Annotated in this window: 12 protein-coding genes and 1 pseudogene; 11 read left to right on the top strand and 2 right to left on the bottom strand. The window is 64.5% G+C overall.

All coding sequences use genetic code 11. The features are described 5' to 3' along the window. Both RN01_RS34280 and RN01_RS08250 read left to right on the top strand, forming a co-directional pair. Window positions 1-309: pseudogene (locus RN01_RS34280) on the top strand (anti-sigma factor); the annotation flags it as partial. A gap of 466 nt (window positions 310-775) precedes the next feature. Further along, a complete protein-coding gene (locus RN01_RS08250) occupies window positions 776-2,758 on the top strand; it encodes an alkyl/aryl-sulfatase (protein ID WP_017511394.1) in 1,983 nt (660 codons plus the stop codon). A 71-nt stretch (window positions 2,759-2,829) separates the two neighbouring features. Here the strand turns inward: RN01_RS08250 and RN01_RS08255 are convergent, their stop codons facing one another. Then, window positions 2,830-4,242 (bottom strand): DUF2252 domain-containing protein, encoded by a 1,413-nt coding sequence (locus RN01_RS08255; protein WP_017511393.1) that lies wholly within the window; start codon window positions 4,240-4,242, stop codon window positions 2,830-2,832. A gap of 617 nt (window positions 4,243-4,859) precedes the next feature. On the opposite strand from RN01_RS08255, the gene RN01_RS08260 reads away from it, so the two are divergent. The 9 genes from RN01_RS08260 (at window position 4,860) to RN01_RS08295 (ending at window position 24,554) form a co-directional block, all read left to right on the top strand. After that, the gene (locus RN01_RS08260) at window positions 4,860-5,393 is read left to right on the top strand and encodes a hypothetical protein (protein WP_017511392.1); all 534 of its coding nucleotides are present in this window, start codon (window positions 4,860-4,862) and stop codon (window positions 5,391-5,393) included. Window positions 5,394-5,712: 319 nt separating this feature from the next. Beyond that, window positions 5,713-6,522 carry a DUF2092 domain-containing protein gene (locus RN01_RS08265; protein ID WP_017511391.1) on the top strand — a complete coding sequence of 270 codons (810 nt, stop codon included), beginning with the start codon at window positions 5,713-5,715 and terminating at the stop codon, window positions 6,520-6,522. A gap of 11 nt (window positions 6,523-6,533) precedes the next feature. Beyond that, a complete protein-coding gene (locus RN01_RS33850; RefSeq protein WP_024569986.1) occupies window positions 6,534-7,070 on the top strand; it encodes a hypothetical protein in 537 nt (178 codons plus the stop codon). Window positions 7,071-7,539: 469 nt separating this feature from the next. Next, a complete protein-coding gene (locus tag RN01_RS34570; RefSeq protein WP_223277377.1) occupies window positions 7,540-12,363 on the top strand; it encodes a DUF4347 domain-containing protein in 4,824 nt (1,607 codons plus the stop codon). Window positions 12,364-12,383: 20 nt separating this feature from the next. Next, window positions 12,384-18,791 (top strand): VCBS domain-containing protein, encoded by a 6,408-nt coding sequence (locus RN01_RS34575; RefSeq protein WP_017511867.1) that lies wholly within the window; start codon window positions 12,384-12,386, stop codon window positions 18,789-18,791. Further along, window positions 18,778-20,298, top strand: coding sequence for a TolC family protein (locus RN01_RS08280; RefSeq protein WP_024569985.1), 1,521 nt, complete (start codon window positions 18,778-18,780; stop codon window positions 20,296-20,298). The genes RN01_RS34575 and RN01_RS08280 overlap by 14 nt, the downstream gene beginning before the upstream one ends. Continuing rightward, window positions 20,295-21,098: an efflux RND transporter periplasmic adaptor subunit gene (locus RN01_RS08285; protein ID WP_017511869.1), complete on the top strand. Its 804-nt coding sequence runs from the start codon at window positions 20,295-20,297 to the stop codon at window positions 21,096-21,098. The genes RN01_RS08280 and RN01_RS08285 overlap by 4 nt, the downstream gene beginning before the upstream one ends. A gap of 5 nt (window positions 21,099-21,103) precedes the next feature. Then, window positions 21,104-22,453, top strand: a complete 1,350-nt coding sequence (locus RN01_RS08290; protein WP_017511870.1) for an efflux RND transporter periplasmic adaptor subunit — start codon at window positions 21,104-21,106, stop codon at window positions 22,451-22,453. A gap of 1 nt (window position 22,454) precedes the next feature. Beyond that, window positions 22,455-24,554, top strand: coding sequence for a site-2 protease family protein (locus tag RN01_RS08295; RefSeq protein WP_024569984.1), 2,100 nt, complete (start codon window positions 22,455-22,457; stop codon window positions 24,552-24,554). A gap of 62 nt (window positions 24,555-24,616) precedes the next feature. On the opposite strand, the gene RN01_RS08300 is transcribed toward RN01_RS08295, so the two are convergent. Further along, window positions 24,617-25,255: a TetR/AcrR family transcriptional regulator gene (locus RN01_RS08300; protein WP_017513639.1), complete on the bottom strand. Its 639-nt coding sequence runs from the start codon at window positions 25,253-25,255 to the stop codon at window positions 24,617-24,619. Window positions 25,256-25,286: the final 31 nt, after the last annotated feature.

Below are 25,286 nucleotides of genomic sequence, written 5' to 3' on the forward strand. Positions count from 1 at the left end.
TATCGCTACATCGGCGGGCGCCTCGTCGCCACCGAGCATGGACCCGCCGGCCTCTTCATGTACGAGGACGGCCACGGCACGCGCCTGGCGATGCTGGTACGCCCGATGGCAATCGAAGGCGACACACCGATGAAGGCACACGTACAGGCCGGCGTGGCGGGATACTCATGGGCCAATCAGGGCCTTGGATACAGCCTGGTGGCGTCGGCGTCCACCAGCGGCCTCCACCCACTGGCCGACGAGATGCGCCGGCAGATCAATGGACGGGACGGATCGGTAGACGCTGGCAGCAAACATCCTTCGCTGTAGGGAACGGCACCACCAACTGCCGCATGCCCCAAGGGCAATGCCTTTGCCCTTCGCCCCAATGGCGTACCGTCGATGCGCCCGCAATCGCGTTCACCGGGGCACCGGGTTGCGAGGATCAAGAACTGCGAACGGATCCACGCAATCCGGCAGCGCCATCGGTTGCGCACTTCGCGGACAAGACTCGGCCGGACGACCCGCTTGCCACGTAACACCCAAAATCTGCAACGACAGGAACGGCATTCTCAGATACGCATTCCATCGAGAACTGCTGGGCAAATCTAAAGCAAATATTTCATGTCGAGGCGCATCCTGCACCCAAAAAACTAACTTCTGACACTCAGGAAGTTCACTCAGAATTCTGTGCAGTCAGGCTCGTACTTGTCGGGATATACGGGTCCGCACACCTGGCCAACGCCCCCATACCCAGGCCGGCACAAATTCGATTGGGACAAACAAAGAGGAAAACATGAAGAACAGCCGATTTCGCGCGAGCGTCGTGACGCTCGTCTCCGCCGCGGTGCTCTCGCAGTTCGGCGCGGCCTATGCCCAGGACGCGCGGAAGGACGCCACTAGCGCGACAAAGGCCGCCAACCAGAAGCTCCTCAGCGAATTGCCTTTCTCGGATCGCTCCGATTTCGATGACGCACACCGCGGCTTTGTCGCGCCGCTGCCGAACGCGATGATCAAGGGGCCGTCGGGTAACCCCATCTGGAACCCGAACCAGTACGCCTTTATCAAGGAAGGTTCCCAGGCGCCGGGCACGGTCAACCCGAGCCTCTGGCGTCAGGCTCAACTGATCAACATCAGCGGCCTGTTCCAGGTGACCGATGGCATCTATCAGGTTCGGAATCAGGACCTGTCGAACATGACCATCATCGAGGGCAAGGAAGGCATCACGGTGGTCGATCCCCTCGTCTCGGAAGAAACGGCCAAGGTCGCCATCGATCTCTACTATGCCAATCGCGGCCGCAAGCCCGTGAAGGCGGTGATCTACACGCACAGCCACGTTGACCACTATGGCGGCGTGCGTGGCGTGATCAGCCAGGACGACGTCTCCTCCGGTAAGGTCAAGATCTACGCGCCGGAGGGCTTCCTGGAAGCCGCAGTGGCGGAGAACGTGATGGCCGGCAACGCCATGAGCCGCCGCGCCAGCTACATGTACGGCAATCTGCTGCCCGCCGATGAAAAGGGCCAGGTCGGCGCCGGTCTCGGCACCACGACCTCGGCCGGCACCGTCACGCTGTTGTCTCCGACGGACACGATCACCAAGACCGGTGAAAAGCGCGTCATCGACGGCCTGACCTACGAGTTCCTGATGGCTCCTGGCTCGGAAGCTCCGGCCGAGATGCTGTGGTACATCGAGGAAAAGCGCGCGATCTCCGCAGCCGAGGATTGCACACACACGCTGCACAACACGTATTCGCTGCGTGGCGCCAAGATCCGCGAGCCGCTGCCCTGGTCGAAGTACCTGAATCAGGCCCTGACCATGTGGGGCGCCAAGGCAGATGTCATGTTCGCCCAGCACCACTGGCCGAGTTTCGGCCAGAAGAACGTGGTACACCTGCTGCGCCAGCAGCGCGACCTGTATCGCTACATCAATGACGAGACGCTGCGTCTGGCCAACCAGGGCGAGACGATGGTCGAGATCGCGGACAAGTTCAAGCTGCCGCCCGATCTCGCCAACATGTGGGCCAACCGTGGCTACTACGGCTCAGTCAGCCACGACGTGAAGGCTACCTACGTCCTTTACCTCGGCTGGTTCAATGGCAACCCCGCCACGCTGGACGAACTGACGCCGGTGGAAGCCAGCAAGCGCTACGTCGAGTTCATGGGCGGCGCCAATGCCGTGCTGTCGAAGGCCAAGCAGGCGTACGACAAGGGTGAATATCGCTGGGTGGCCCAGGTGGTCAACCACGTGGTGTTTGCCGACCCGTCGAACAAGGCGGCCAAGAACCTCCAGGCCGACGCGCTCGAGCAACTGGGCTACCAGGCCGAATCCGGCCCGTGGCGCAACTTCTACCTGACCGGCGCCAAGGAATTGCGCGAAGGCGTGAAGAAGCTGCCCACGCCGAACACCGCGAGCGGCGATACGGTGAAGGCCATGACGCCGGAAATGTTCTTCGACTATCTCAGCGTTCGTGTGAACCGCGCCAAGGCGGCCAATGCGAAGATCGCGCTGAATGTCGACTTCGGCAAGGAAGGCGGCAAGTATCTGCTCGAACTTGAGAACGGCGTGCTCAACCACACGGCAGGCGTTGAATCCACAAACGCTGATGCCTCCGTGGCAATGTCACGCGACACGCTGAACGGCATCATCCTGCAACAGACGAAGCTGGCCGACGCGATCAAGAACGGATCGGCGAAGGTCACTGGCAATCAGGCCAAGCTCGACGAACTGGTGAGCTACCTCGACCACTTCGAGTTCTGGTTCAACATCGTCACGCCGTAAGGTAAAAAAAGGCCCCGGCGCTTGCCTCAAGCGCCGGGGCCTTTTGCCGCCCGTTAGTCTGAACGCAGCGGCTACATGCGGAAGTCCGCCGCCATGTCTTCGTCACTGCGGGCTTCGATCTTGCCCGTCCGACACGCGAGCTTGAACGCCTCGTAGTCCTTCAGATTCTGAGTGGCGCAGGCGAACGAGTATTCGGTGATCGCATCGGCGAACCGCTCCCCGCTGCCCAGGTAGGCCGCGATCTCCACTGCCTTCCCGCTTGCCTTCGCGTGCGCGCGCGCCAGCGCCCAACCGCAGAAGCGCGCATATCCCTGCAGTACCCCGTTGCTCATGCGTTCGACGTCGGCCGATACTTTCATGTCGCGTAACTGACGGAAGTAGAACTGTCGATTGGCCGGGCCAGATGTCCAGCCAAGGAACGCATCGCTGGCCGCCTGCAGCAGTCGCTGACCCGAAACGACGCGCTGACCCTGATGCGCCGGACCTTCAGCGTCATAGTGAAGCGCGATCACCGAGTCCCTGGCTTCCTTGACCTGCAGGAACAGCGGTTGCTCGTGGCTGTCCACCATCAACAGCACCAGGCAGAAGGTACCCACACTGCCGACACCTACCACCTTGAAGGCAACGTCCTGCAAGGAAAAGTGATCGATCAGCGCGCGTCGCTCCGAGGGAAGCGTTTTCAGATACCCGTCGAACGCGCGGGCCAGCTTGCCTCGCCACGCCTCGGTGTTGGACCATTGGTCGTGCTCACCAAGCAGCGAAGTGGGGCCGCTGGGATGAAAGATCGCCGGCGGCGCGTCCTGAATCCACCATTGGCCGTCACGCTGCGCGGCCATCTTGTTCAACATGCTTTCGTTGGTCCGCCCTGCGGCCTTTTCCTTCGCCTTGAGAATCGTTCGACGGCCCTCTTCGCTCGTCGCGGCTTCGAGCATGCGTTCGAACGAGACAATCTCGTTCCAGAGATCCAGCGCGCTATACCCGGCGTATTCGTCCATGCGATCGCGGTATTCGTGCACAGCCGTCGCCACGATGTCGCTGACGGTGTCCCGGGCGATACCCATATGCTCGCCAGCAATGGCCAGGCTTCCGGCAAGGCGCTTGACGTCCCACTCCCAGGGGCCCACGGCCACTTCGTCAAAATCGTTCAGATCGAAGACAAGCTGCCGCTCCGGCGTGGCAAAGCCCCCGAAGTTCATCAGATGCGCGTCGCCGCAGATCGGGAATGCAATACCTGCATTTGCCGTGGCGGCAAGATCGTGCGCCTGGAGAATTGCGCTGCCACGAAAGAACGTGAATGGCGACACCGACATGCGCCCATAGCGCAGCGGCACCAGCGCCTCCACGCGCCCCGCGCTGTTCTGCTCCAGCAACGCCACCGGGTCGCGGTCGGTGTTGCCGATCTCGGCATTCGATGATCGCTTTGCGCGGCTGCGTGCTTCACGTCCGATCGCCTGCCGTTCTGCCAGGGTGCGGATGTCTGCCATTTTGGGGCCTCCTGTAGGTGACATGCGGTGACATGCGGAACGCTGCCGCGTGAATCGATCGAATACCAGCCTTCCGAACACAAGGCCGGCATACGGAGGAAATCTAGTCTATGGCAACTATCGTTCGTGCTGTGTGCGCATCGCCACTCAATGTATCCCGCCTTCTATCCTGCTTACCACTCGCGAGAAACCCGGAATCGTGGCGCACCAGGCACTGCCCCGAAGGCCAATTGATTGCACCGGCTACCTATGACTGCAGGTGCGGCAAGCTAGCTATCTCCAAAGGAAGTCATCGGTCAGGCACGTGCGCGGCTTGGGATCATTGCGGTAGCAGTGCTATCGCAGCTTCTGACACGTCCGTCATTGCCACGCCATCTGTCCGGACGCGCTTGAAGCAACGCATGACCGGCGACTGAATCCTTTTCATACGCACAAGAGAAGATTCACTTCATAAGGCAACCGGCTTCAGCGATAGTCTGATGTCGACTGCCGGCGACATTGCACTTCTCACGCGTACGCCATCTGGCCTATAACGTTGAGGGTGTCCTTGCGCCACCAGCCGTGTTTCATTCGCCACGCAGCCAACGCCGCGGGCGCCACTGAATCAGGGGATTGCAATGAGCAAGCTGATCGGGACGATCAAGCACGAATTCATGGAGATGCTGCCGCCGACGATCTATTTCTTCGTCATCCTTCATATCGTCGCGATCATCCGGGCACTCATGGTCAAGGGAACTGGCATCGAGCTGGAGACCACTGCGTCCGTGGCACTGGCTGCCCTGATCCTCGGCAAGGCCGTGTTGCTGGCCGACATGCTCCCGTTTATCAACCGGTTCCCGGAAAAGCCGTTGATCTGGAATGTTGGATGGAAGACAGTGATGTACAGCCTGGTGGCCCTGTTCATTCATTATCTGGAGCGCCTTTATGATTTCTGGAAGGAGGCGCCCGGCTTTGCCGCAGCCAACAAACTGCTGGTCTCCGAGATCAACTGGCCGCGGTTCTGGGCAATACAGATTCTGCTGCTGACGCTGGTGCTCATGTACTGCACCCTCGCCGAACTGGCGCGTGCGATTGGTCGCGAAAAATTCAAGCGGGCGTTCTTCGGGCCGCTCCCGGACAACCTGGCCAGTCGGTCCGTCAACGAAGGCTGATCAACACGCTCACCGCGTTTCCGCGCCGATCCCACTTGGTCCCATGCATCGCGATCGTGTTAGCTGCCGCCCCCGCCTCGCACGTGCACCACAATCGCCGCGCGCCAACGCCGCAGCGTGGATTCCGCATACCTGCGCGGTTGAACCGTTACGCGATTCCATGCAGTCGGCGGCCTCGTCCGATCTGGTGGCTCGGACGATCCATGAGTACTGCAGTCAGCCAAACCCGTTCTTCCACGGTCGCCAATGGCGGCCGTCTCAGCAAGCCATGCCCACCACCGGAATCCGGCGAAGGCATCCATATCCAAGGGGGTTCGCTATGAATCGTGCATTGTGTATTGCCGCGCTGGCCATTTCGCTGGGCGCGTGCAGCAGTCCGGCCCCGCAGGCCACTTCTTCACCCGCGCCAGACACCCAGACGGCGGCCGCGGCGCCGCCGCCTGCAAGCAAGCCTGACGCCAACGCCGTGAACCCCGATGCCATCCAGGCCTTGAAGGACATGGGTGGATACCTGCAGACGCTGAAGCAGTTCTCCGTCAAGATCGACCTCGATGGCGAACGCGTGCTTGAAGACGGCCAGAAACTACAGCATTCGGCCAGTGCCCGCGTCGATGCCGATCGACCCGACAAGATGCGTGTGCAGATGCGAAGTGCACGGGCACAGCGTGACCTGTACTACGACGGGAAGAAGGTTGCGCTCTATTACCCGGAAAGCAACTACTACAGCACGGTCGACTCGAGCGACAACCTGAGCAACCTCGTGGTCAAGCTGCGGGAGCGCTTCGGCATCGAGGTACCGGTTGACGACCTGTTCCTGTGGGGCACGCCGAATGCACCAACTAACGGCATCACATCCGCCATGGTCGCGGGACAGGACTTGATCGACGGCCAGCTGTGCGACCAGTACGCATTCCGTCAGGGCATGATCGACTGGCAGATCTGGATCGCCTCCGGTAACCAGCCACTGCCGCGAAAGATCGTGGTCACAAACCGGAGCGATGAAGCGCGGCCGCAATCCGTGACGTGGTTGACCTGGAACCTGAAGCCGAAGTTCACAGCTTCCACCTTCCATTTCACGCCGCCCAAGGGAGCGAAAGTCGCCGAGTTCGTCCCCCTCAAGAATCAATGAAGGAGCCACCAATGAAACACTCTCTCAATCAGGCGATCGTAGCGCTGCTGGGTGCAGTCATCGTGGTGGCAAGTGGATGGGCACCCGTTGCCGAAGCACGCGGCGGTGGCGGTGGTGGTGGTGGATTTCACGGAGGCGGAGGCGGAGGTGGGGGCGGCGGTGGACGGGGTGGTGGTGGCGCGGCAATGAACGCGCAGGCAAACAGGCCGGCAGACGCACGCGCCAACAACGTCCGCAGCACCAGCGTGAACAGTGTCAACACCAACCGGAACGTCAACGTCAACACCAACCGGAACGTCAACGTCAACGTTGAAAACCACGGCGGTTGCTGCGGCGGCGGCTGGGACAACGACTATCACCCGGTGGCAACCGCGGCGGCAGTCACGGCGACCGTGGCGGTGACCTCTGCCGTCATCGGCTCCGTCGTACGGTCCGTTCCGCCAAGCTGTGCGCCAGTCAATTACGGCGGCATGGTCTACCAGCAGTGTGGCACCACGTGGTATCAACCGCAGGGATCACAGTACGTGGTGGTGAACGCGCCGTACTGATGGAAACCTGAGCGGTTGCTCCGCCGCATCGCATTCGCAGGCCGATGACGTTGCGGCTCGGTTCAAAGCGGAAACTGACGTCCGCATGAGCCGGTGCATGGCGCGGTTCCCGCGACATGCACCGCAGGAAGTTCATTCGAGGCGCTCGCCCCGGATGGTATGGATCTTCATGGTGACCCTGTACAGCGACGGGTAGCCCTTCCGGGACCCGGTCCGGGAATCTGCCTTCCGGGACCGGTCCTTCTTTTCCCCACACCGCGCGCGAATGCAATCACGTCTGATCACTGACATCGTCAAAAATTGACGACTCGAAATTTCCCGCGATATCGAAGGTTCTAAAGCGGCGCTCTCAAAGAATTCAACCCGAACCGAGGACGCAACTCTTATATTGAATTACTCCCGTTCCACTTGCAGGCTGGGCAACGCATGACCGCTTCTGCCTGCAACGCATTAGAAAGCACGCCTCGCGATGAAACCGGAAGCCGCCCTCAAATTCCAGCCATCGAGCCGCACCCTGGCACTGGAGCCTCGCCTGCTGTACGACGCCGCTGCTGGTGCCGCTGTCGAGCAGCAGCACTCGCAACAACAGGCCCAGCCAGACGCAGTCAGGACTGCCCCGACCGACGCACACGCCCCGGCGCCCGATGGTCATGCGGCAACCCAGCAGTTGCTGGTGATCGATGCCCGCATCAATGGCGCCAACGAACTCGCGCAAAGCGCCACGCCGGGAACGCGTGTCGTCGTGGTGGCTGCAGGCCAGGACGGCGTGGCGGCGATCCAGGCCGCGCTGGACCAGCTCGGACAAGTCAGTTCGATCCAGATCCTCGGCCATGGCAATCCCGGCGAGATCACGCTGGGCACCAGCCAGCTCACCGCCGCATCCGCTGACATCAACCGCGCCGCCGAGTGGGCGAGCCACCTGAGCGCGGGCGCCGACATTCTGCTTTACGGTTGCCGCAGTGGTGCGGGCGACAGCGGCGAAGCGCTGATCCAGCGCCTTGCCGCCGTAACGGGCGCCGACGTGGCCGCCTCGACCAATGACACAGGTTCGGCTGCCGCCGGCGGTGACTGGACGCTTGAAAGGAGCACCGGCCCGATCGAGAGCCACCTCGACATCAATGCCGACGAACTGGCCCACTACAACGGGCTGCTGGCCAATGCCAGCCCCACCACCACGCTCGGCAGCAGTGGCGAGACCATCTTGCTCGGGGGCACCGCCACTTTCGAGGTGACCTTTACCAACCCGTCCAGCCAGCCGGGCTATGCGCCCTATATCGACGTATTGCTGCCGGCCACGGGCTATGACGGCGACGACGGCGCGACGTTCGTTTCGGCCACCTACCAGGGCATCGCGCTCAACGCGCAGATCATCACGTTCGGGGCGGACGGTACCGCCGTTCATCCGATCGCCAAGGACGCCAGCGGCAACCCGCTGATTCTCCGCGCCGCCGATTACGGCTACCGCGCCGGTGACCAGCTCGTCGTGCTGGAGTTGCCGTACGCCAGCTTCGGCAACGGCCAGCCCTCCGCCACGGTCGACATCACGGTCAAGCTAAGCGAACTGGCCGATGCCAACCAGCCCCACGTGATCAGTGTGCGGGGCGGCTTCCAATACGGCAACGACGCGCTCGACAATCCGACCCAGGACCCGACGCTGATCGAGGCGTCATGGGACAAGTACACCCTGGAATCGACGCCGCTGGAAATCACCCAGACGGTGGACATGGTCGAAGGCGAGACCGTGACGGGGCAGAACTTCCCCCACTCGCTCACGGTCACCACCACGCCGGCTCCCGGCCAGACGCTGCACAATGTCCAGGTCACGCAGGACCTGCCCGACACGATTCGCGTGGAGAGCATCACGCCGGGCGCGGGCGGACTCGTGCTATCGATCACGCTGGCGGACGGCACCGTCGTCACCGGCCAGACGGCGATTGCCAACGCCCTGGCGGGCGGCGCGTACCTGCGCTCGTACACGGTCGTGTATCCGACGCTGACGCAGGCAACAAACACGGTCGTGGGCTTCTACGTGGGCGATACGGACAGCACCGGCGCGCCGATCCTGGACCCGATCAGCGGCGCCAGCAAGACGATCACCGTGGGAGCGCCCCATGTATCGGCCGACTGGCAGCCGCTCGATCCGCGCGATGTGCCGCCCCAGCCGCCTCCCTTTCTGGTCGTGACTGACGACGGCGATCCCGTCACCTTCACGGCCAAGTCGATTACGTTGCACAAGTCGGCCGCATTGGCCAACGACACTGGCGTGGCCGGCGTCTCGCCCGGAGACACGCTGCAGTTTCGCTATGACATTGCCGTATCCGACTACTTTTCTTTCGGTCAGACCCTGCTGCACAACGGCCAGCTAACCGTCACCGACCAACTCGGCGATGGCATGACCTTCAGTGGCACGCCAACGATCACCTTCCGCCAGGACGGCGTCTCCTATACCGTGCCCCTGGTCTACACCATCGGCGCCAAGGGACCCGCTGGAACGACCATCACCTTCGACCTTGCCACGTCGATCCGCAACGCGGGGTTTCCACTGGCCGTGCTGGCCGGGGATATCTCCAGCAATGGCACGCTGCAGTCAGGCACCATTGCCACGGTCACCTACAACGCGGTGATCGACGAGGCCTACCAGACCACCTATCCGCAGAGCGAGATCAACGAGGGCGACAGCCTTGGCAACAACGCCCTGATCACCGGCACGGTGGTGATCGGGCCGTTCAATCTCGGCGGCACCGACACCGACGACTCGCAAACCACGGTCACTGTTCCCACCAGCCAGGTCGACGTTGCCGTCACGCAGATCAACGGCACCACGCCGCCCGCCAGCTACGAGCTGCATCCGGGCGATACCGTGACGTTCCGGCTCAGCTATGACCTCGTGACTGGCGACTACGAGAACTTCAAGCTCTCGGCGTTCCTGCCGCTGCCGCTGTTCGACGCCGCCATAGCCTGGAGCAACGGCACCGGCATCAATCAGTGGAGCTACGGCAGCGGCGACACCCACCCGGGTAGCGTGCTGAGCGTAAGCGGTGGCGCGGGCAATTCCGTCGTTTTCAACTTCGGCAACTTCATCCTGAGCGGCAGCGCGGCCGGGCAGAACCGCATCGAGCTGGTTTTCATCATGCGCGTGAGCGACCAGCCGTTTGCCGACCAGCGTTCGATCAGCGTGGTGGGGCAATCGAGCCAGACCACCACGATCAACCAGCAGGTGCTGGTCAGTACGGATGTCGAGGAAGTGCATTCGGTGGCCGAACCAGTCCTCAGCATCAAGCACGGCGTCGTGTCGAGTACGCATGGCACCGTTACGGGCACCACCGGTACCTGGGCAGCCGCTGGCAGCGCTGGCGCGGCCTTCACCCAACCCGTGACCGATATCAACGCAGTGGAAGGCACCGTCACCGGCATTGACGCCGGCGACGTGGTCCGTCTGGCCACGGCGATAGAAAACACCGGCGGTGGCGGCGCCTACGACGTCGTCACCACGCTGACGCTGCCGCCCAACCTGACATTCCTGAACGGCAGCCTCGCGGCAGCAAACCTGCGCATCAGCCGCGGCGACGGCACGCTGCTGCAGGCTGGCGTCGATTACTCGGTGTCGGGCAACACCATCACCTTCCTCGATGCCGGCAACCAGGCCACGTTCCTGGCCGGCCGCCCCGGCAGCGCCAATGACGTCGCCGGCACGAACATGGTGATCATCACCTATGACACCGTGGTAGCCCAGTCGGTGCTGGCCGGACAAAATCTGCAGACGGTAGCCGCGTTGACCAACTACGCGAGCATCAATGGCGGGACCGATTTCACGCCCACCGATCTGACCGACACCGCGGACGAACTGGCTGCATTGCCGGTGGTCACGAAGGTTTTCGCTGGGGGCGGCAGCACACCGGCGGAAAGCGATTCCAGCGCCAGCCACACCACCGGCGCCAATCTGGTGATCGGCGAAAGCATGCTGTACGACATCGTGGTGACGCTGCCGGAGGGCTCGACGCAGAACCTGCGCCTGACCGATATCGTGCCCGACGGCCTGACGCTCGACACCAGCTTCGGCAACGGCGGCTATCAACTCATCATCACGCGGGCCGGAAGCGCCGCGCTTGCCGCCGACTTTGCCGGATCGGTCAACGTGGCCAGCATCAGCCCCGTCGGTGGGGCGGCCGGCGCGGACGGCACTGACATGCAGCTGACGTTCAGCGCCAGCTCGGCCATTGGCGACAACAACACGGCCAACAACAGCTTCGTCATCCGCGTGCGGCTGGTGGCCAGCAACGTGATCGGAAACCAGGCCGGACGGCAGCTCGCCAACAACGCCGCCATCACGTTCACTGATCCGGACGGCGACGTGCCCAATGGCACCACCGGCGTGGATCGCGGAATCGCGCTCACCGGCACGCAGCCCGCGGTAACGATTGTCGAGCCGACGCTGACCGTCAGGCAGGACGTCACTTCCACTGGCACGATCGCCGGTGTGGACCGCGGCGACCAGATGACCTACACCATCACGTTGAGGAACGGCACATCGTCCAGCGACGTCAACGCCTACGACGTGTGGTTCGTCGACAACCTGCCCGAAGAACTCATCAATGTGCAGATCACCGGCGTCACGCTGTCGGGCGGCGCAACGATCTCCGGGCCCGGCGACTTCGTGATCGTCAATGGCGTGCTGCAAAGCGCGCCAGGCACCAAGCTCGACATTCCGCGCGGCGGCGCCGTCGCCATCCAGTTCACTGGCACGCTGAGCATTCTCACGGGCTTGTCCGGCACGGTGGACAACCAGGTCAATGTCACGTGGACCAGCCTGGACGGCGCCAACACCGGAGAGCGCACCGGCACGGATGGCGTGCTTAACAGCGGCGTCCTCAACGACTATCAGATCAACAACGTCAATGCCACGCGCGTGGCAGCCGGCTCTTCCATCAGCCACGTCGGTGGCGACCCCGATACTCCGCTCGGCCCCACCGTGGTCGATCAGGAAGACGTGGCCGTGGGTGAGATCATTCACTACCGGGTGGCATTCGTGGTACCGGAAGGCGTCGTGCTGGACGGCTCGGTACAGATCTACCTGCCCGAAGGGCTGACCTTTCTCAACGACGGTTCCGCCGCCATCAGCTTTATCTCCGACCCGAACAGCAGCGGCACGCCCGGCCTGACGACCACGCTGGGCAACCTGGCCGTCGGCGGCACCCTCTATCTCAATGGCGGCGTCACCAGCTCGGGCCAGACCTTGTTCAGGCGGATCTCGGTGGCCAGCTACGGGCCCAGGGCATCGTCAACACGTCGCTGATCGACACCTCGAACGGGCGTGTGATCGTCCTGCCACTGGGTTCGCTCGTGAACCTGAACCAGGACCCCGACTTCGAGGGCTTCTACTTCGAGTTCAATGTGCGCGTGGATAACACCGCGAACGTGACCGCCGGCGCGCTGCTTCCGGTGCACGCCGACTTCCTGAGCGAAGGCCAACTGCGCACCAGCACCGCACAGGTGGTCGAGCGCGTGGTGGAGCCGCGTATCGTCGATCTGGACAAGTCCGTCGTGGCGTTCGATCCCGGCGTTGGCAGCGCATTCGGCCAGGCCACCTACAGCGTCAGTTTCAGCAACTCCGGCACGACTGCCGCGCACGACGTGGTACTGACCGACAGCCTGCCGCCCGGCGGCCAGGCGCTCACGGTGCAAGGCGTTGTTGTGAATGGTGTGACATACAGTCCTGGCGCCCTGCCTCCGGGATTCACACTGACCAACACCGGCACCCAGGTCACGCTGAACATCGACTATATGCCCCAGGGTGGCAAGGTTTCGCTGATCTACTCGGCGAGCCTGCCGAACAACACACTTCTGGCCGATACGGCGGCTACCGTTACCTATACCAGCCTGTCGAACGCCTTCACCACGTTCGGCGGCTCGAACGTCGGGCCGGCAGGCAGCGCCACCGGAGAGCGCACCGGCAGCCTGGTGGGCCCCAACAACTACCAGGACAGCGATGCAGCCGGCGTGAGCTATGTATCGGGCACGCTCTGGAACGATACGGATTCCGCCACGGGAAGCTCGGCACCGGACGGCCCGGCCATTGCGGGGCAAACCGTCACGCTCACCTGGGGCGGTGCGGACAACAACCTCGACACCACGGCCGACAACCAGACCTGGACCACGACCACCGACGCCAACGGCTTCTACAGTTTCGGCGTGCTGGGACGCGGTGTATTCCGGATCGATGCGCCACCGACCATCGTGCTGGCAACGCCCACCGGCACCGTGAATGCCCGCATCGACAGCGATCCCTCCAGCCCGCTCGCGCGCGTGCAGTTCTCGGGCGGTGACAGTGGCGCGGCGGTGGCCGGCAACGTCGGTTACGTGGAGCGTAACGACCCGCCGGTCAACATCCTGCCCACTTCGCCGTCGACCCTCGAAGATACCGCGCTGCCTATCGTGGGCCTTGCGGTCAGCGACCCCGACGCCGGCAACGGCATCATCCGGGTCACCCTGAGCGTGCTGCACGGCACACTGACGCTCACCCCCGGGGCCACAACAGTCGTCGCTGGCGCGCTGGGCACGGCCACGTTCACGCTGGAGGGCAGCCAGACCGATATCAGCGCGGCACTCGCCACGCTGCTCTACACGCCCTCGCTGAACTACAACGGCAACGAAACGCTGACCATCCGCACCGACGACCTTGGGCAGCGCGGCGATGCCAATGGAGACGGCATCCCGTTCGATCCGGTGCTGGACAACCTCACCGCCATCAATACCCTGACCATCACGGTCATTCCGGTGAATGACCCACCGGAGGCCAAGCCAGATGTCGCATTTGCCACCGAGGCCGGCGGCACCGCCAACGGCACGCCAGGCGTCAACCCGTCCGGCAACGTGCTCACCAACGACACCGACGTGGACATTGCCACGAATGGCGATGTGCTGAAGGTCGAGCGCATCGCCTTCGGCGCAAACAGTTCGGCGGTAACAAGTACGGCATCGACCGTGATTGCCGGTCTCTTCGGCACGCTGCGCATCGGCGCGAACGGCGCTTTCCAGTACGTGGTGGACAACAACAACGCCACGGTGCAGGCGCTGCGGCTGTCGACCGACACGCTGACCGAGGTCTTCACCTACACCATCAGCGACCTTGCCGGTGTCCAGAGCACCACTACGCTGACCGTGACCATCCGTGGCGCCAATGATGCGCCGGTGGCCGGCGACGATGCCAGCGACGCCACCGAGGCCGGTGGCGCGGCCAATGGCACGCCCGGTTCCGACGCCATCGGCAACGTGTTGCTCAACGATGGCGATATCGATACCGGAGACAGTCTCACGGTCACCCGGGTGCGCACCGGCACCGAAGCGGCGGGCGGCCCGGCTTCCGTGGTTCCCCCGGGCACCACGTCCACGAACGGCGGGCTGCCCATCGCCGGTCTGTACGGTACCCTGGTGATTGGCGCCGATGGCAGCTACGTCTATCGCATCGACAACAACAACGCCGCGGTGCAGGCGCTGAATGTGGGCGACACGCTGCAAGAAGTGTTCACATACGCGGTGACCGATGCGGGCGCCCTGAACGACACCGCCGCACTGACCATCACGATCCACGGCGCGAACGACAATCCCGTGGCGGTCGACAACGAGGCCCAGGGCTACACCGCGCGCCAGCCGACGGCCAGCAACCCGGCGGGCGGCACACCGATCAACCCGGCTGGCAATGTCATCACCGACGAGCACGACCCCGCATCCATTGGCCAGGTGGACAGCGATGTCGACGATCCCGTCTCCAGCCTGGTGGTAAGCCAGATCCGCTCAGCTGGCGGCAGCGACACCCCGGTGAGCGCCGGTGGCATAACACTGCTCGCCACTTACGGCACGCTGGTGATCCACGCCGACGGCAGCTACACGTACCTGATCGACAACACCAATCCCACGCTGGTCGCCCTCGGCCCCAACGACACGGTGACCGACAGCTTCGTCTACACACTGCTGGACCCGCACGGCGGAACGTCGACCGCCAACCTGAACATCATCATTCACGGTGTCAACGATGCGCCAGTGGCACTGGACGTCACGGCCACCGCGAAGGAAGCCGGTGGTGTCAATAACACCACGCCGGGCACCAAGGCAACCGGCGACGCCACGGTCAACGACATCGATCCGGATGGCGACGCGATCTCGGTTATCAAGATCGCATTCGGCAGCACGACGCTGGATATTCCCGTCGGTGGTTCGATCGACATCGTCGGCGCCTACGGCACGCTGAACATCAACGACCATGGCGTTTTCACCTACACGGTCAATGACAGCCTGACCGCTGTCCAGGCACTGCGGCGCAGCACCGATGTGCTGATCGACACGTTCACATACACGGACAGCGACGGCACCCTGACCGCTCAGGCCCATATCCGGATTCGCATCACCGGACAGAACGACAATCCGATCGGCGTCGACGACAATGCGGTCGCCCGCGAAGCGGGTGGCATCAACAACAACACACCCGGCGTCAATCCCTCCGACAACGTGCTGACCAACGACACCGACGTTGATCAGTATGGCGAAACCAAGACCGTGGCCGGCGTGCGCGCTGGTGACAAGAGCGCGGGTGCCGTGGCCGATAGCGGCTCGAACTTCATGCTGGTGACAGGCCAGTACGGCACCCTGCTGATACGCGCGGACGGCACCTACGTCTACCTGGTGGACAACAGCAATCCGACCGTCGACGCATTGAACGCCGGTCAGTCGATCCAGGATGTCTTTACCTACAAGGTGCGGGATGCCGCTGGCGCGACCGATCTGGCGCAACTCACCATCACCATCAACGGCGCCAACGACGCACCTGTTGCGGCAAGCCAGCGCGCCGATGCCGTCGAGGCCGGGGGCACGCTGAACGGTACGCCAGGCGTGGACCCCGGCGGCAACCTGCTGCTGGGTCTGTACGATCCCGATACCGGCGACACCGCCGCAGTCACCGCGTTCCGCACTGGCGCCGTCAACGACAACGGCGGCACGGTGGGCACGCTCGGCACCTACCTGCAAGGGCGTTACGGCGTATTGCTGGTGAATGCCGACGGCACCTACCAGTACGTGGTGGACAACAACAACCCGGTGGTGGAACGGCTGCGCACCAACTTCGATACGCTGACCGACGTCTTCACCTTCACGGTCACGGATGCCGGCGGTCTGAGCAACGCCGCCGAGTTGCACGTCACCATCCACGGGCGCGACGACGCGCCGGTCGCCAAGCCGGACACGGGTGAGGCGATCGAAGCAGGCGGCACGTTCAACGGCACGCCCGGCAAGCCAGCCACGGGCAACGTGCTGATCAACGACACCGATGTGGACGCGGGCGACACCAAGGCCGTCAGCGCCTTCCAGACTGCGGCAGGTGTCGGGGGTACCGTGGGCGCCAGCCTGACCGGGTTGTATGGCTCGCTCACACTGTCGGCCAATGGCGACTACGTCTACAACATCAACGATGCGCTGACCGCCGTGCAGGCCCTGAAACCGGGCGACACGCTGACCGAAACGTTCACCTACACCGTACGCGATACGGCCGGGCTGACCAGTACCGCCACGCTGACGATCAACATCCGGGGGCGATACGACGCACCCGTTGCCGTTGACGATGCCGCGGACGCCACCCCTGCCACCTCCGATACCCCACCGGTGGACGCCACGGGCAACGTGGTGACCAACGACAAGGATGTGGACGCCAACGATACCCGGACCGTCACCGGCATCCGGTCCGGCGCCGAAAGCACCGGCGCGACGCTGCAGGACATGTCAGGCAAGGTGCGCATTAACGGTCTCTACGGCTGGCTCGACATGGATCCGACCGGGCAGTTCCAGTACCACGCCGACGAAACCAATGCCGTCGTGGCGGCGCTGGCGCCGGGACAAACGCTGGTGGAGCGGTTCACCTACCGCCTGGCGGACGGCGGCGGCCTGACCGACACCGCCGAGCTGGCCATCACGATCCACGGCATCAACGACCGGCCGGTCGCCTCCGACGTGATCACGCTGGCGCGCGAGGCAGGCGGCGTGGCCAATGGCACGGTGGGACGCGACCCGAGCGGCGTGGCGACCTTCAACGACTTCGACCCGGAAGGTGGTCCCCTAACCATCGTCGCCCTGCGTACCGGTTCCGAGAACGGCAAAGGGACCAGCGGCATCGTGGGCGTCCCGCTGCGCGGGCAGTACGGCACCCTGGTGATGGGTGCGGACGGTCGCTTTACCTATACCGTCGACAACAACCTGCCCGAAGTCCAGGCGCTGCGCATGTTGCTCGATGGGCTGGTAGACACTTTCACCTACACGGTCAGCGACGACCACGGCGCCACGGATCAGGCCACGCTGCGCGTACTGATCCTCGGCCAGAACGACAACCCGGTGGCGCATGACGATGCCGGCAACGCCATCGAAGCCGGTGGCCGATACAACGCCACGCCGGGCGCGGATGCCACGGGCAATGTGCTCGACAACGATACCGATGTCGACCAGTACGGCGAGACCAAGGCCGTCACCGCCATCAATGGCCCACTTGGCGCCGGCGCGGTGGCAGGTACCACGGCGGGCCGCTACGGCACGCTGACGGTACAGGCCGATGGCAGCTACCGGTACGTGATCGACAACGACAATGCCGCGGTACAGGCGTTGCGCACATCGGACGAAACGCTGACGGAGACCTTCGTCTACGTAGTGGCCGACCGCGCGGGCGCCACGGCCACGGCAACGCTGACCATCACGATTCACGGCCAGAACGACGCGCCCGTGGCGCGCGACGACAGCAACAACGTCGACAATATCCACGGGCAGCCGATCACCAGCGGCAACGTGCTGCCGAACGATTCCGACGTCGACACCGGGGACCAGCTCACCGTGGTTGGCATCCGGCCCGGCGCGAAGGACGCGGGCGGCGCATCGACGCCGCCCGGCACGCGCATTGCCGGAAGCTACGGCTACCTGCAAATCAATGCCGACGGCAGCTATACCTACGAGATCGACCTGACCAATCCGGCCGTGCAGGCCGCGGCCGGGCGCGGCAGCATCCTCAAGGATGTCTTCACCTACACCATTGCCGACCGCGCGGGCGCGACGGATTCTGCGCAACTGATCATCTCGCTCAATATCGACGCACCTTACGTGCCGCCGCCAAGCCCCGGCGACCACGAGTATTTCCTGCACGACGAATGGCACCGGGACCGGTTCGGCACCACCCTCGGCGTCGATCCGGTGGTGTATGTCACGCCCGAGGTGCGGAGCATCTTCCCCGTCCATCAGCGCAACGACAGCCTGCTGCGCGGCGAGAACCTGGACATGGTGACGCCGCCGCATATCCAGTCGCCCTCGCTGGCGGCGGGTCTCGGGATGACGTCAGGAGAGTTCCTGCGGCCCGCATTGCTGCAACTCGAAGCCATTGTGCAGTTCGAAGCAGAACGCACGGCCGGGCGGCACGGCATCGTGTCGCTGTCCGCCGACGGGTTGCTGCGTGACCCGTCGGTCTTCGCGCTCAAGGGCATCGAGGCCCGCCCCGAGAAGGCGGCCCCGTCGGACGGCAAGCATGACAAGCGCGGCAAGTCCGCGAAGCCGCACCCGGGCCGCCATGCCTCGCCACCTACGGAACCTGCGCGCCCCGCAGCCTCCTTCACCGATCAAATCCGCCAACTGGCGTCGCGGCCCAGCATGGTGGCCGCCCTGTCCCACGCCAACAACAGCACCAACGAAGATGCGAAAAAGTAGCCCGCCCCTAGCCATCGCACTTGCTGCCACGCTGCTGACCACCGCGTGCTCCACGGCGCCGAGCGTGCCCCAGCCCTATTCGAAAGAGGAAGTGCGTCAGCGCGTGGAGGAAGACCGGCGCGGTATGTACAGCGACCAGGAACCTGTCACCCGCCCGATCACGTTCTACGAGGCCGCCGCGCGTGCGCTCAAGTACAACCTCGACTACCGCCTCAAGCTGATGGAAAGCACGTTGTCGCGGCAGCTTGTGGACGTGACCAAGCACGACATGCTGCCCAAGCTCGTGGCATCCGCTGGCTACACGCACCGGTCAAACGACTCGGGTGGCGTCTCGGTCGGGATCCAGGATGGCCAGATCAGCCTGCGGCCTTCCACCTCGGAGCAGCGCTACCACCGCCTGGCCGATCTCGACCTGACGTGGAGCACGCTGGATTTCCTGGTGGCCTACGAACGCACCCAGCAAAAGGCCGATCAGGTGCTGATGGCCGAGGAGCGCCGTCGCAAGGTCGTGCAGAACGTGCTACAGGATGTCCGTAATGCCTACTGGCGCGCGCTTGGCGCGCAACGCCTGATCGGCCAGGTCGACGCATTGCTGAACAAGGTCCGCCAGGGTCTGAAGGCCGCGCAGGAAGCCGACGAGAAGGGCCTGCTGCCGCGCCAGCAGGCGCTGGCCTATCAGCGCGCGCTGCTCGATGCCGTCAGCCTGCTGTCGGCGCGGCGCCAGGACCTGGAACTGGCGCGCGCGGAGCTGGCCGCGCTGATGTCGCTGCCGCCGGACCAGCCTTTCACGCTTGCCGACGAGGCCGAGCAGCGCATGCCGAACGATCGGTTCGACGTCGCCGGGTTGGAACAGATGGCGCTCGAAAGCCGGCCGGAGATCATGGAAGAGTGGTACCGCAAGCGCGTCACCGACAACGACATCAAGATCGCCAAGGCCGAACTGTGGCCCAGCCTGTCCGTCGACCTGGGCGGCCACTACGACTCCAACGCCTACCTCTACAACAACGCGTGGTCCGCGATCGGCCTGCGCCTGTCGTACAACTTCTTCAACCTGCTCAAGATCCCCGTGCTCAACGAGGCGCAGGACAGCCAGAACAAGGTAGGCGACCTGCGCCGCATGTCGCTGTCCATGGCCGTGCTCACGCAGGTGCGCGTGGCGCTGCAACGCTACCACCTGGCACTCGAGCAGCTCGATTTCGCCGAGGAAAGCCTGCAGGTTGACAGCCGCCTGCGCAGATTCGCCGAGGCCAGCGCCCAGGTATCGGCCGACTCGAAGCTCGAGTTCATCCGCGCCGATGCGCGCATGTTGCTGGCGCAATACCAGCGCTACGCCGCCTACTCGGAGGCGCAGGCCGCCTGGGGTCGTCTCTACAACTCGGTTGGCCTCGACGTCATGCCGGACGCGATCGCCAGCCATGACGTCCCGACCCTCGCATCGGAGATCGAACAGACCATGCAGGGCTGGCAACAGAAGCTCTACCCAAGCGCCGTCGATAGCAAATCATGAGCAACGCGTCATCTCGCTTTTCGTTCGGTCTTCCCGGCCTTGCCGGTCTCGCCAGTCTCGCCGTTGTCTCGGCCGCCCTGTTCCCCGGCGTGGCAGTCGGCGCCAACGATCCGTCGCCGCCCAGCCGGGCCGTCGACCCCGGCGCCATTCGGGTGCTGCTCAGCGCGGACCCCGAAACAACGATGGCCGCCACGATGAACGGCACGGTCCAGAGCCTGGGCGTCACCCTCGGTCAGACCATTACCAAAGGACGCCCGCTGGTGCAGATGGACTGCGCCGAGCCACGCGCGCGGCTGGGCATGGCCGATGCCGAACTGGCCGGCGCGCGCGAAACGCTCACGGCCAAGTCCGCGCTGCGCAAGCTCGACGCGGTGGGCGACATGGAGCTCAACCTCGCCAAGTCAGCCGCCGACCGGGCCTCCGCCGCTGTAGCGCTGGCGCGCACACAGGTGGCCTACTGCACGGTAGCCGCGCCGTTCTCGGGCCGGGTGGCCCGCGTCTATGTGCGTCCGCATGAAAGCGTCAACGCCGGCGCGCCGCTGCTCGACCTGGTCAGCGATGGACCGCTCAAGTTGCGCCTGAACGTGCCATCGCGGATGCTGCGCGACCTGCGCATTGGCAGCCAGTTCAACGTCAACGTCACCGAGACAGGCAAAAGCTACACGGCCAAGGTGTCGGCCATCAACGCCAGGGTGGATGCCGTGGCCCAGTCGATCGAGATCGAGGGTCGCCTGACGGCGCCAGCGGCGGAGCTGCTGCCTGGCATGAGCGGCGTGGCCCAGTTCCAGCAGACGAAGTAACGCCCATGCAGATGCCGACGCAAAGCGATGTCGTGCTGTTGCTGCAGCTTGCCGAGCTGGAAAGCCTGGCACGCCAGGCGGACAGCGTGCAACAGCTCAGCTTCCACATTGCCAACGACGCCCATCCGCTGCTGCGCTATCGCCAGGCGCTGGTGTTCGATGTCAGACCGCCAGCGTGGCACCTGCTCAATATCTCGGGGCTCGTGTCGATCGACGAACAGTCCCCTTACGTGGTGTGGCTCGGGCATGCGCGCAAGTGGCTACGCGAGCGGCTGGAGGCCGGCGAGCCACAGTGGATCACGCAGGAGGATGCCGCCCTCGCCAGCGATGTCGTACGTAGTGGCTGGGAGGAGTGGTGGCCGAATGGCGCATGGGCGCTGCCACTGCGCAGTCGCGCGGGACAGGTGCAGGGCTGGGTGCTGTTCCTGCTCGACGAAGTGCCCGGCGCGGGCGCTGGCATCGCCATGTCGCGGCTCACGCAGGCCTGGGGCTATCACTGGGAGATGCTGGCGCGCCGCGAGCGCGATGTCTCCTGGCTGTGGGGCAGCCGGACGCGCCGTATTGCGATCGCGGCTGTAGTGCTGATTCTGCTGATGCCGGTGCGGCAAAGCGCGCTGGCACCAGCAGAAGTGACGTCGCTGGACCTGCAGATGGTGAGCGCGCCCATTGAAGGCGTGGTCAAGGAAGTGCATGTGCAGCCCAACCAGACGGTCAAAGCCGGCCAGCCGCTCTTCTCGCTCGACGACACCACGCTCAGCCATCGCCTGGAGGTGGCCTCGCAGGCCGTGGCCGTGGCCGACGCGGAACTGCTGGCAGCGCGTCAGAACGCTTTCCGCAGCGACGACAGCAAGGCGCAGCTGACCACCTTGCAGAGCCGTGCCGAAGAACGCCGGGCCGAGCTGGAATCGATCCGTTCGCAATTGCAGCGCCAGACCGTCGTGGCGCCGCGCGACGGTGTCGCGGTGTTCGCCGATATCAACGACTGGCTCGGCAAGCCGGTGGTGACCGGCGAGCGCATCATGCAACTGGCCAATCCCGATCGGCCGGCCATGCTGATCCATCTGCCGGTGGCCGATGCGCTCACGCTCGACGTGGGCGCGCCGGTCAGCCTGTTCCTCACGGTGCGCCCGCTGCAACCGCTCTCCGGCAAGCTGATCGAAACCAGTTACCAGGCGGCGCTCACACCCGACGGCGTGCCGAGCTACCGGCTGCGTGCCGATATCGAGAACGGCGATCCGCAACACGCCCGCATCGGCCTGAAGGGAACCGCGCGCATCAAGGGCGGCTGGTCGGTACTGGCTTACGAGATCCTGCGCCGGCCGCTGGCAACCTTGCGCGCGTGGACGGGCATCTGACATGCAGGCCAGCCCCGACGAACTGCCGCTGCCGCTGCTGCGTGAGGACTTGCGCCTGTTCCCCGGCGCCCCGCATACCGACGGCAGCCCGGCGTGGATTATCGAAGACCCCGTACGCAACCGCCATTTCCGGATCGGCTGGCTCGAGTTCGAATGCCTGCAGCGCTGGCACATGACGCCGCGCGCCATCGCGGAGCAGGTTCGCGCCAGCACGCCGCTCGAGGCTCAAAGCGAGCAGGTGCTCGGCTTTGCCGCATTCCTCCAGGGCAATGCGCTGCTGCGGCCATCGCCCGGACGCAGCCAGGAGATGGCCACCACCCGCCAGCCACGCGAATGGCTGAGCTGGCGCTGGTGGCTGCACCACTACCTGTTTTTCCGCATTCCGCTGTTGCGGCCGACCTACCGCATCCAGTCGCTGTACCGGCATCTGCAGTGGCTGTTCCAGCCGGCCACGGCATGGATCGTACTGGGGCTCACATTGCTGGGGGTCGTGCTGACCTTGCGGCAATGGGACACCTTCCGGCATACGCTGTTCGAATCGATCTCGCTGGAAGGCGCGGTGGGCTTCGCGTGCGCCGTGGTCGTTGCCAAGACGCTGCATGAACTCGGTCATGCGCTGGTCGCGACCCACTTCGGCGTCAGGGTGGGACACATGGGTGTGGCCTTTCTCGTGATGTGGCCCATGCTCTATACGGACACCAGCGAGTCCTGGCGGCTGACCAACGCGCGGCAGCGGCTGGCCATTGCCAGCGCGGGCATCGTCACCGAACTGATCATTGGCGGTCTGGCCACGCTGGGCTGGGCGCTGCTGGCGCCCGGCCCATTGCGCCAGGCGTGCTTCTACCTGGCCACCACCAGTTGGGTGCTGTCGCTGGCGCTCAATGCCAGCCCGTTCATGCGTTTCGATGGCTACTTCATCCTGTCCGATCTGCTCGACCTGCCGAACCTGCACGAGCGGGCGGGCGCGCTGGCGCGCACGGCGCTGCGGCGTCTGCTGCTGGGCTGGCCAGACCCGTGGCCCGAGCCGCTGCCTGCGACGCTTCGCAACCGGCTGATTGCCTTTGCCTGGATCACGTGGTGCTACCGGCTGACCGTATTCCTCGGCATCGCACTGGTGGTCTATCACCTCTTCTTCAAGGCGTTGGGCGTTGCGCTCTTTCTGGTCGAAATCGTGTTCTTTATCGCGCTGCCGTGCTGGCGGGAGCTCCGCGTGTGGTTCCGGCGGCGGGCGGAGACCACGCGCCCGCGCCGCCGGCTGCTGTGGGGCGCGCTGGCCGCGCTGCTGATCGTGCTGGCGATTCCCTGGCCGACCGGCGTGCGGGCGCCGGCGCTCGCGCACAGCACGCGCCAATGGACCGCATACGCGCCGGCGCCAGCGCAACTGGTATCCACCACGCCCCCGGGCCACGTGCGCGCCGGCAGTGCCTTGATCCAATTGCGCCAGCCGGAACTCGTGAGCGAGGCAATGGCGGCGCAGGCCAGCATCAATGGCAACGATGCGCGGCTGACGGGCCTGCTCGAATTGCGCCGCGGTATCGAGCAACAAGCCGCCACGCTCGAAGAACTGCAGCAGAGTCTGGCGCGCGCACGCGCCGTCCACGCGGAAGAACGCCGACTGCTGCTTGCGGCGCCGTTCGATGGCGCATGGGTGGATGTACCGGATGACATTCGCGCCGATACCTGGGTGGGCTCCAAACAGGTACTTGGCCGACTGATCGACCCCGCGCACTGGATGGTGGATGCCTTCGTCGACGAAAGCGACGTGCAGTATCTGCGCACCGGGGCCAGCGCCTGCTTCTTCCCCGATGCGCGTCCGGCTCGCCACTGCGGCGTGATACGGGCCATCGCGCCGTCGCGCAGCGCGCAGATTCCGGCGGCGCAACTCACCACGCCCCACGGCGGGCCCATCGCCGCCGTCGACAAGCAAGGCGCGCTGATTCCGGATGCCGCCCTCTATCTCGTCCAGATCGACCTGGCCGCGCCGCCGCCATCACTGGTCGAACTGCGCGGCAACGTCCATCTGGCCGGCGAGCCTCGCAGCCGACTGGCGGACTGGATGCGCAACATCTACAGCGTCGTGATTCGGGAGAGTGGATTCTAGGCGCCGAGGACCGGGGCGGTGCCGAAAGCCGCGAAGGTGGCGAACACGGCGCGACGTGCCGCTCAACGCCGCGGCGGGTTCTCCGCCGAGATCCAGTTCAGGAACAGGTCCCGTGCCGGGTGCAGGTAGTCGCCAATCGGCTGCGTGCGGCCGTTGGCGTACCAGTGACAGTACGCGCCGTGGAAGATGGCCACCAGCAGGCGGGCGATGTCGGTAGAAAGCGGGCGCTCCGGCGTGCCCAACGCCTCCACCAGCACGCGGACATGGCCGTTCCACCCTTCGCGGATATGTTCGCGCACGGACTGCGGGGTGTTGGCGGAGAACAGCAGCGCCATCACCACCCCCTTGGTTTCCGGATTGCGCGTGAAATAGTCGGCCACCCGGTCAAAGATCTCGTCCACGCGCTCGGCCAGCGGCCTTCCTTCCAGATCGTCGGGACGCAGCGCAAGCTCGATTTCCTGGAACAGACTGATCGCCGCCTCGGCAAGCAGCATTTCCTTGCTGCCGAAATGCCAAAGCAGGCTGCTCTTGGCCACGCCGACCTGGGCAGAGATCTGATCGAGCGTCACTTCGCTATAGCCATGCTCGGAAATCAATGACTTCGTGAGCGCAATGACGCGATTGCGGGTCTCGAGGCCCCGGCGGTACTTCGTTGTCCCATTCGGAATGGCGACAACGTCGCCCGTCTCGTTTGCACTCATCGACTTCACCCATTCAGCTTGCCGCAAATTG

The sequence above is a fragment of the Cupriavidus sp. SHE genome (genome assembly GCF_000812445.1).
GTDB lineage: Bacteria > Pseudomonadota > Gammaproteobacteria > Burkholderiales > Burkholderiaceae > Cupriavidus > Cupriavidus metallidurans.

Excerpts from the sequence above, each read along its gene's own strand:
- RN01_RS08250 (WP_017511394.1), top strand. The coding sequence starts at position 776 with ATGAAGAACAGCCGATTTCGCGCGAGCGTCGTGACGCTCGTCTCCGCC.
- RN01_RS08255 (WP_017511393.1), bottom strand. The coding sequence starts at position 4,242 with ATGGCAGACATCCGCACCCTGGCAGAACGGCAGGCGATCGGACGTGAA.
- RN01_RS08260 (WP_017511392.1), top strand. The coding sequence starts at position 4,860 with ATGAGCAAGCTGATCGGGACGATCAAGCACGAATTCATGGAGATGCTG.
- RN01_RS08265 (WP_017511391.1), top strand. The coding sequence starts at position 5,713 with ATGAATCGTGCATTGTGTATTGCCGCGCTGGCCATTTCGCTGGGCGCG.
- RN01_RS33850 (WP_024569986.1), top strand. The coding sequence starts at position 6,534 with ATGAAACACTCTCTCAATCAGGCGATCGTAGCGCTGCTGGGTGCAGTC.
- RN01_RS34570 (WP_223277377.1), top strand. The coding sequence starts at position 7,540 with ATGAAACCGGAAGCCGCCCTCAAATTCCAGCCATCGAGCCGCACCCTG.
- RN01_RS08280 (WP_024569985.1), top strand. The coding sequence starts at position 18,778 with ATGCGAAAAAGTAGCCCGCCCCTAGCCATCGCACTTGCTGCCACGCTG.
- RN01_RS08285 (WP_017511869.1), top strand. The coding sequence starts at position 20,295 with ATGAGCAACGCGTCATCTCGCTTTTCGTTCGGTCTTCCCGGCCTTGCC.
- RN01_RS08290 (WP_017511870.1), top strand. The coding sequence starts at position 21,104 with ATGCAGATGCCGACGCAAAGCGATGTCGTGCTGTTGCTGCAGCTTGCC.
- RN01_RS08295 (WP_024569984.1), top strand. The coding sequence starts at position 22,455 with ATGCAGGCCAGCCCCGACGAACTGCCGCTGCCGCTGCTGCGTGAGGAC.
- RN01_RS08300 (WP_017513639.1), bottom strand. The coding sequence starts at position 25,255 with ATGAGTGCAAACGAGACGGGCGACGTTGTCGCCATTCCGAATGGGACA.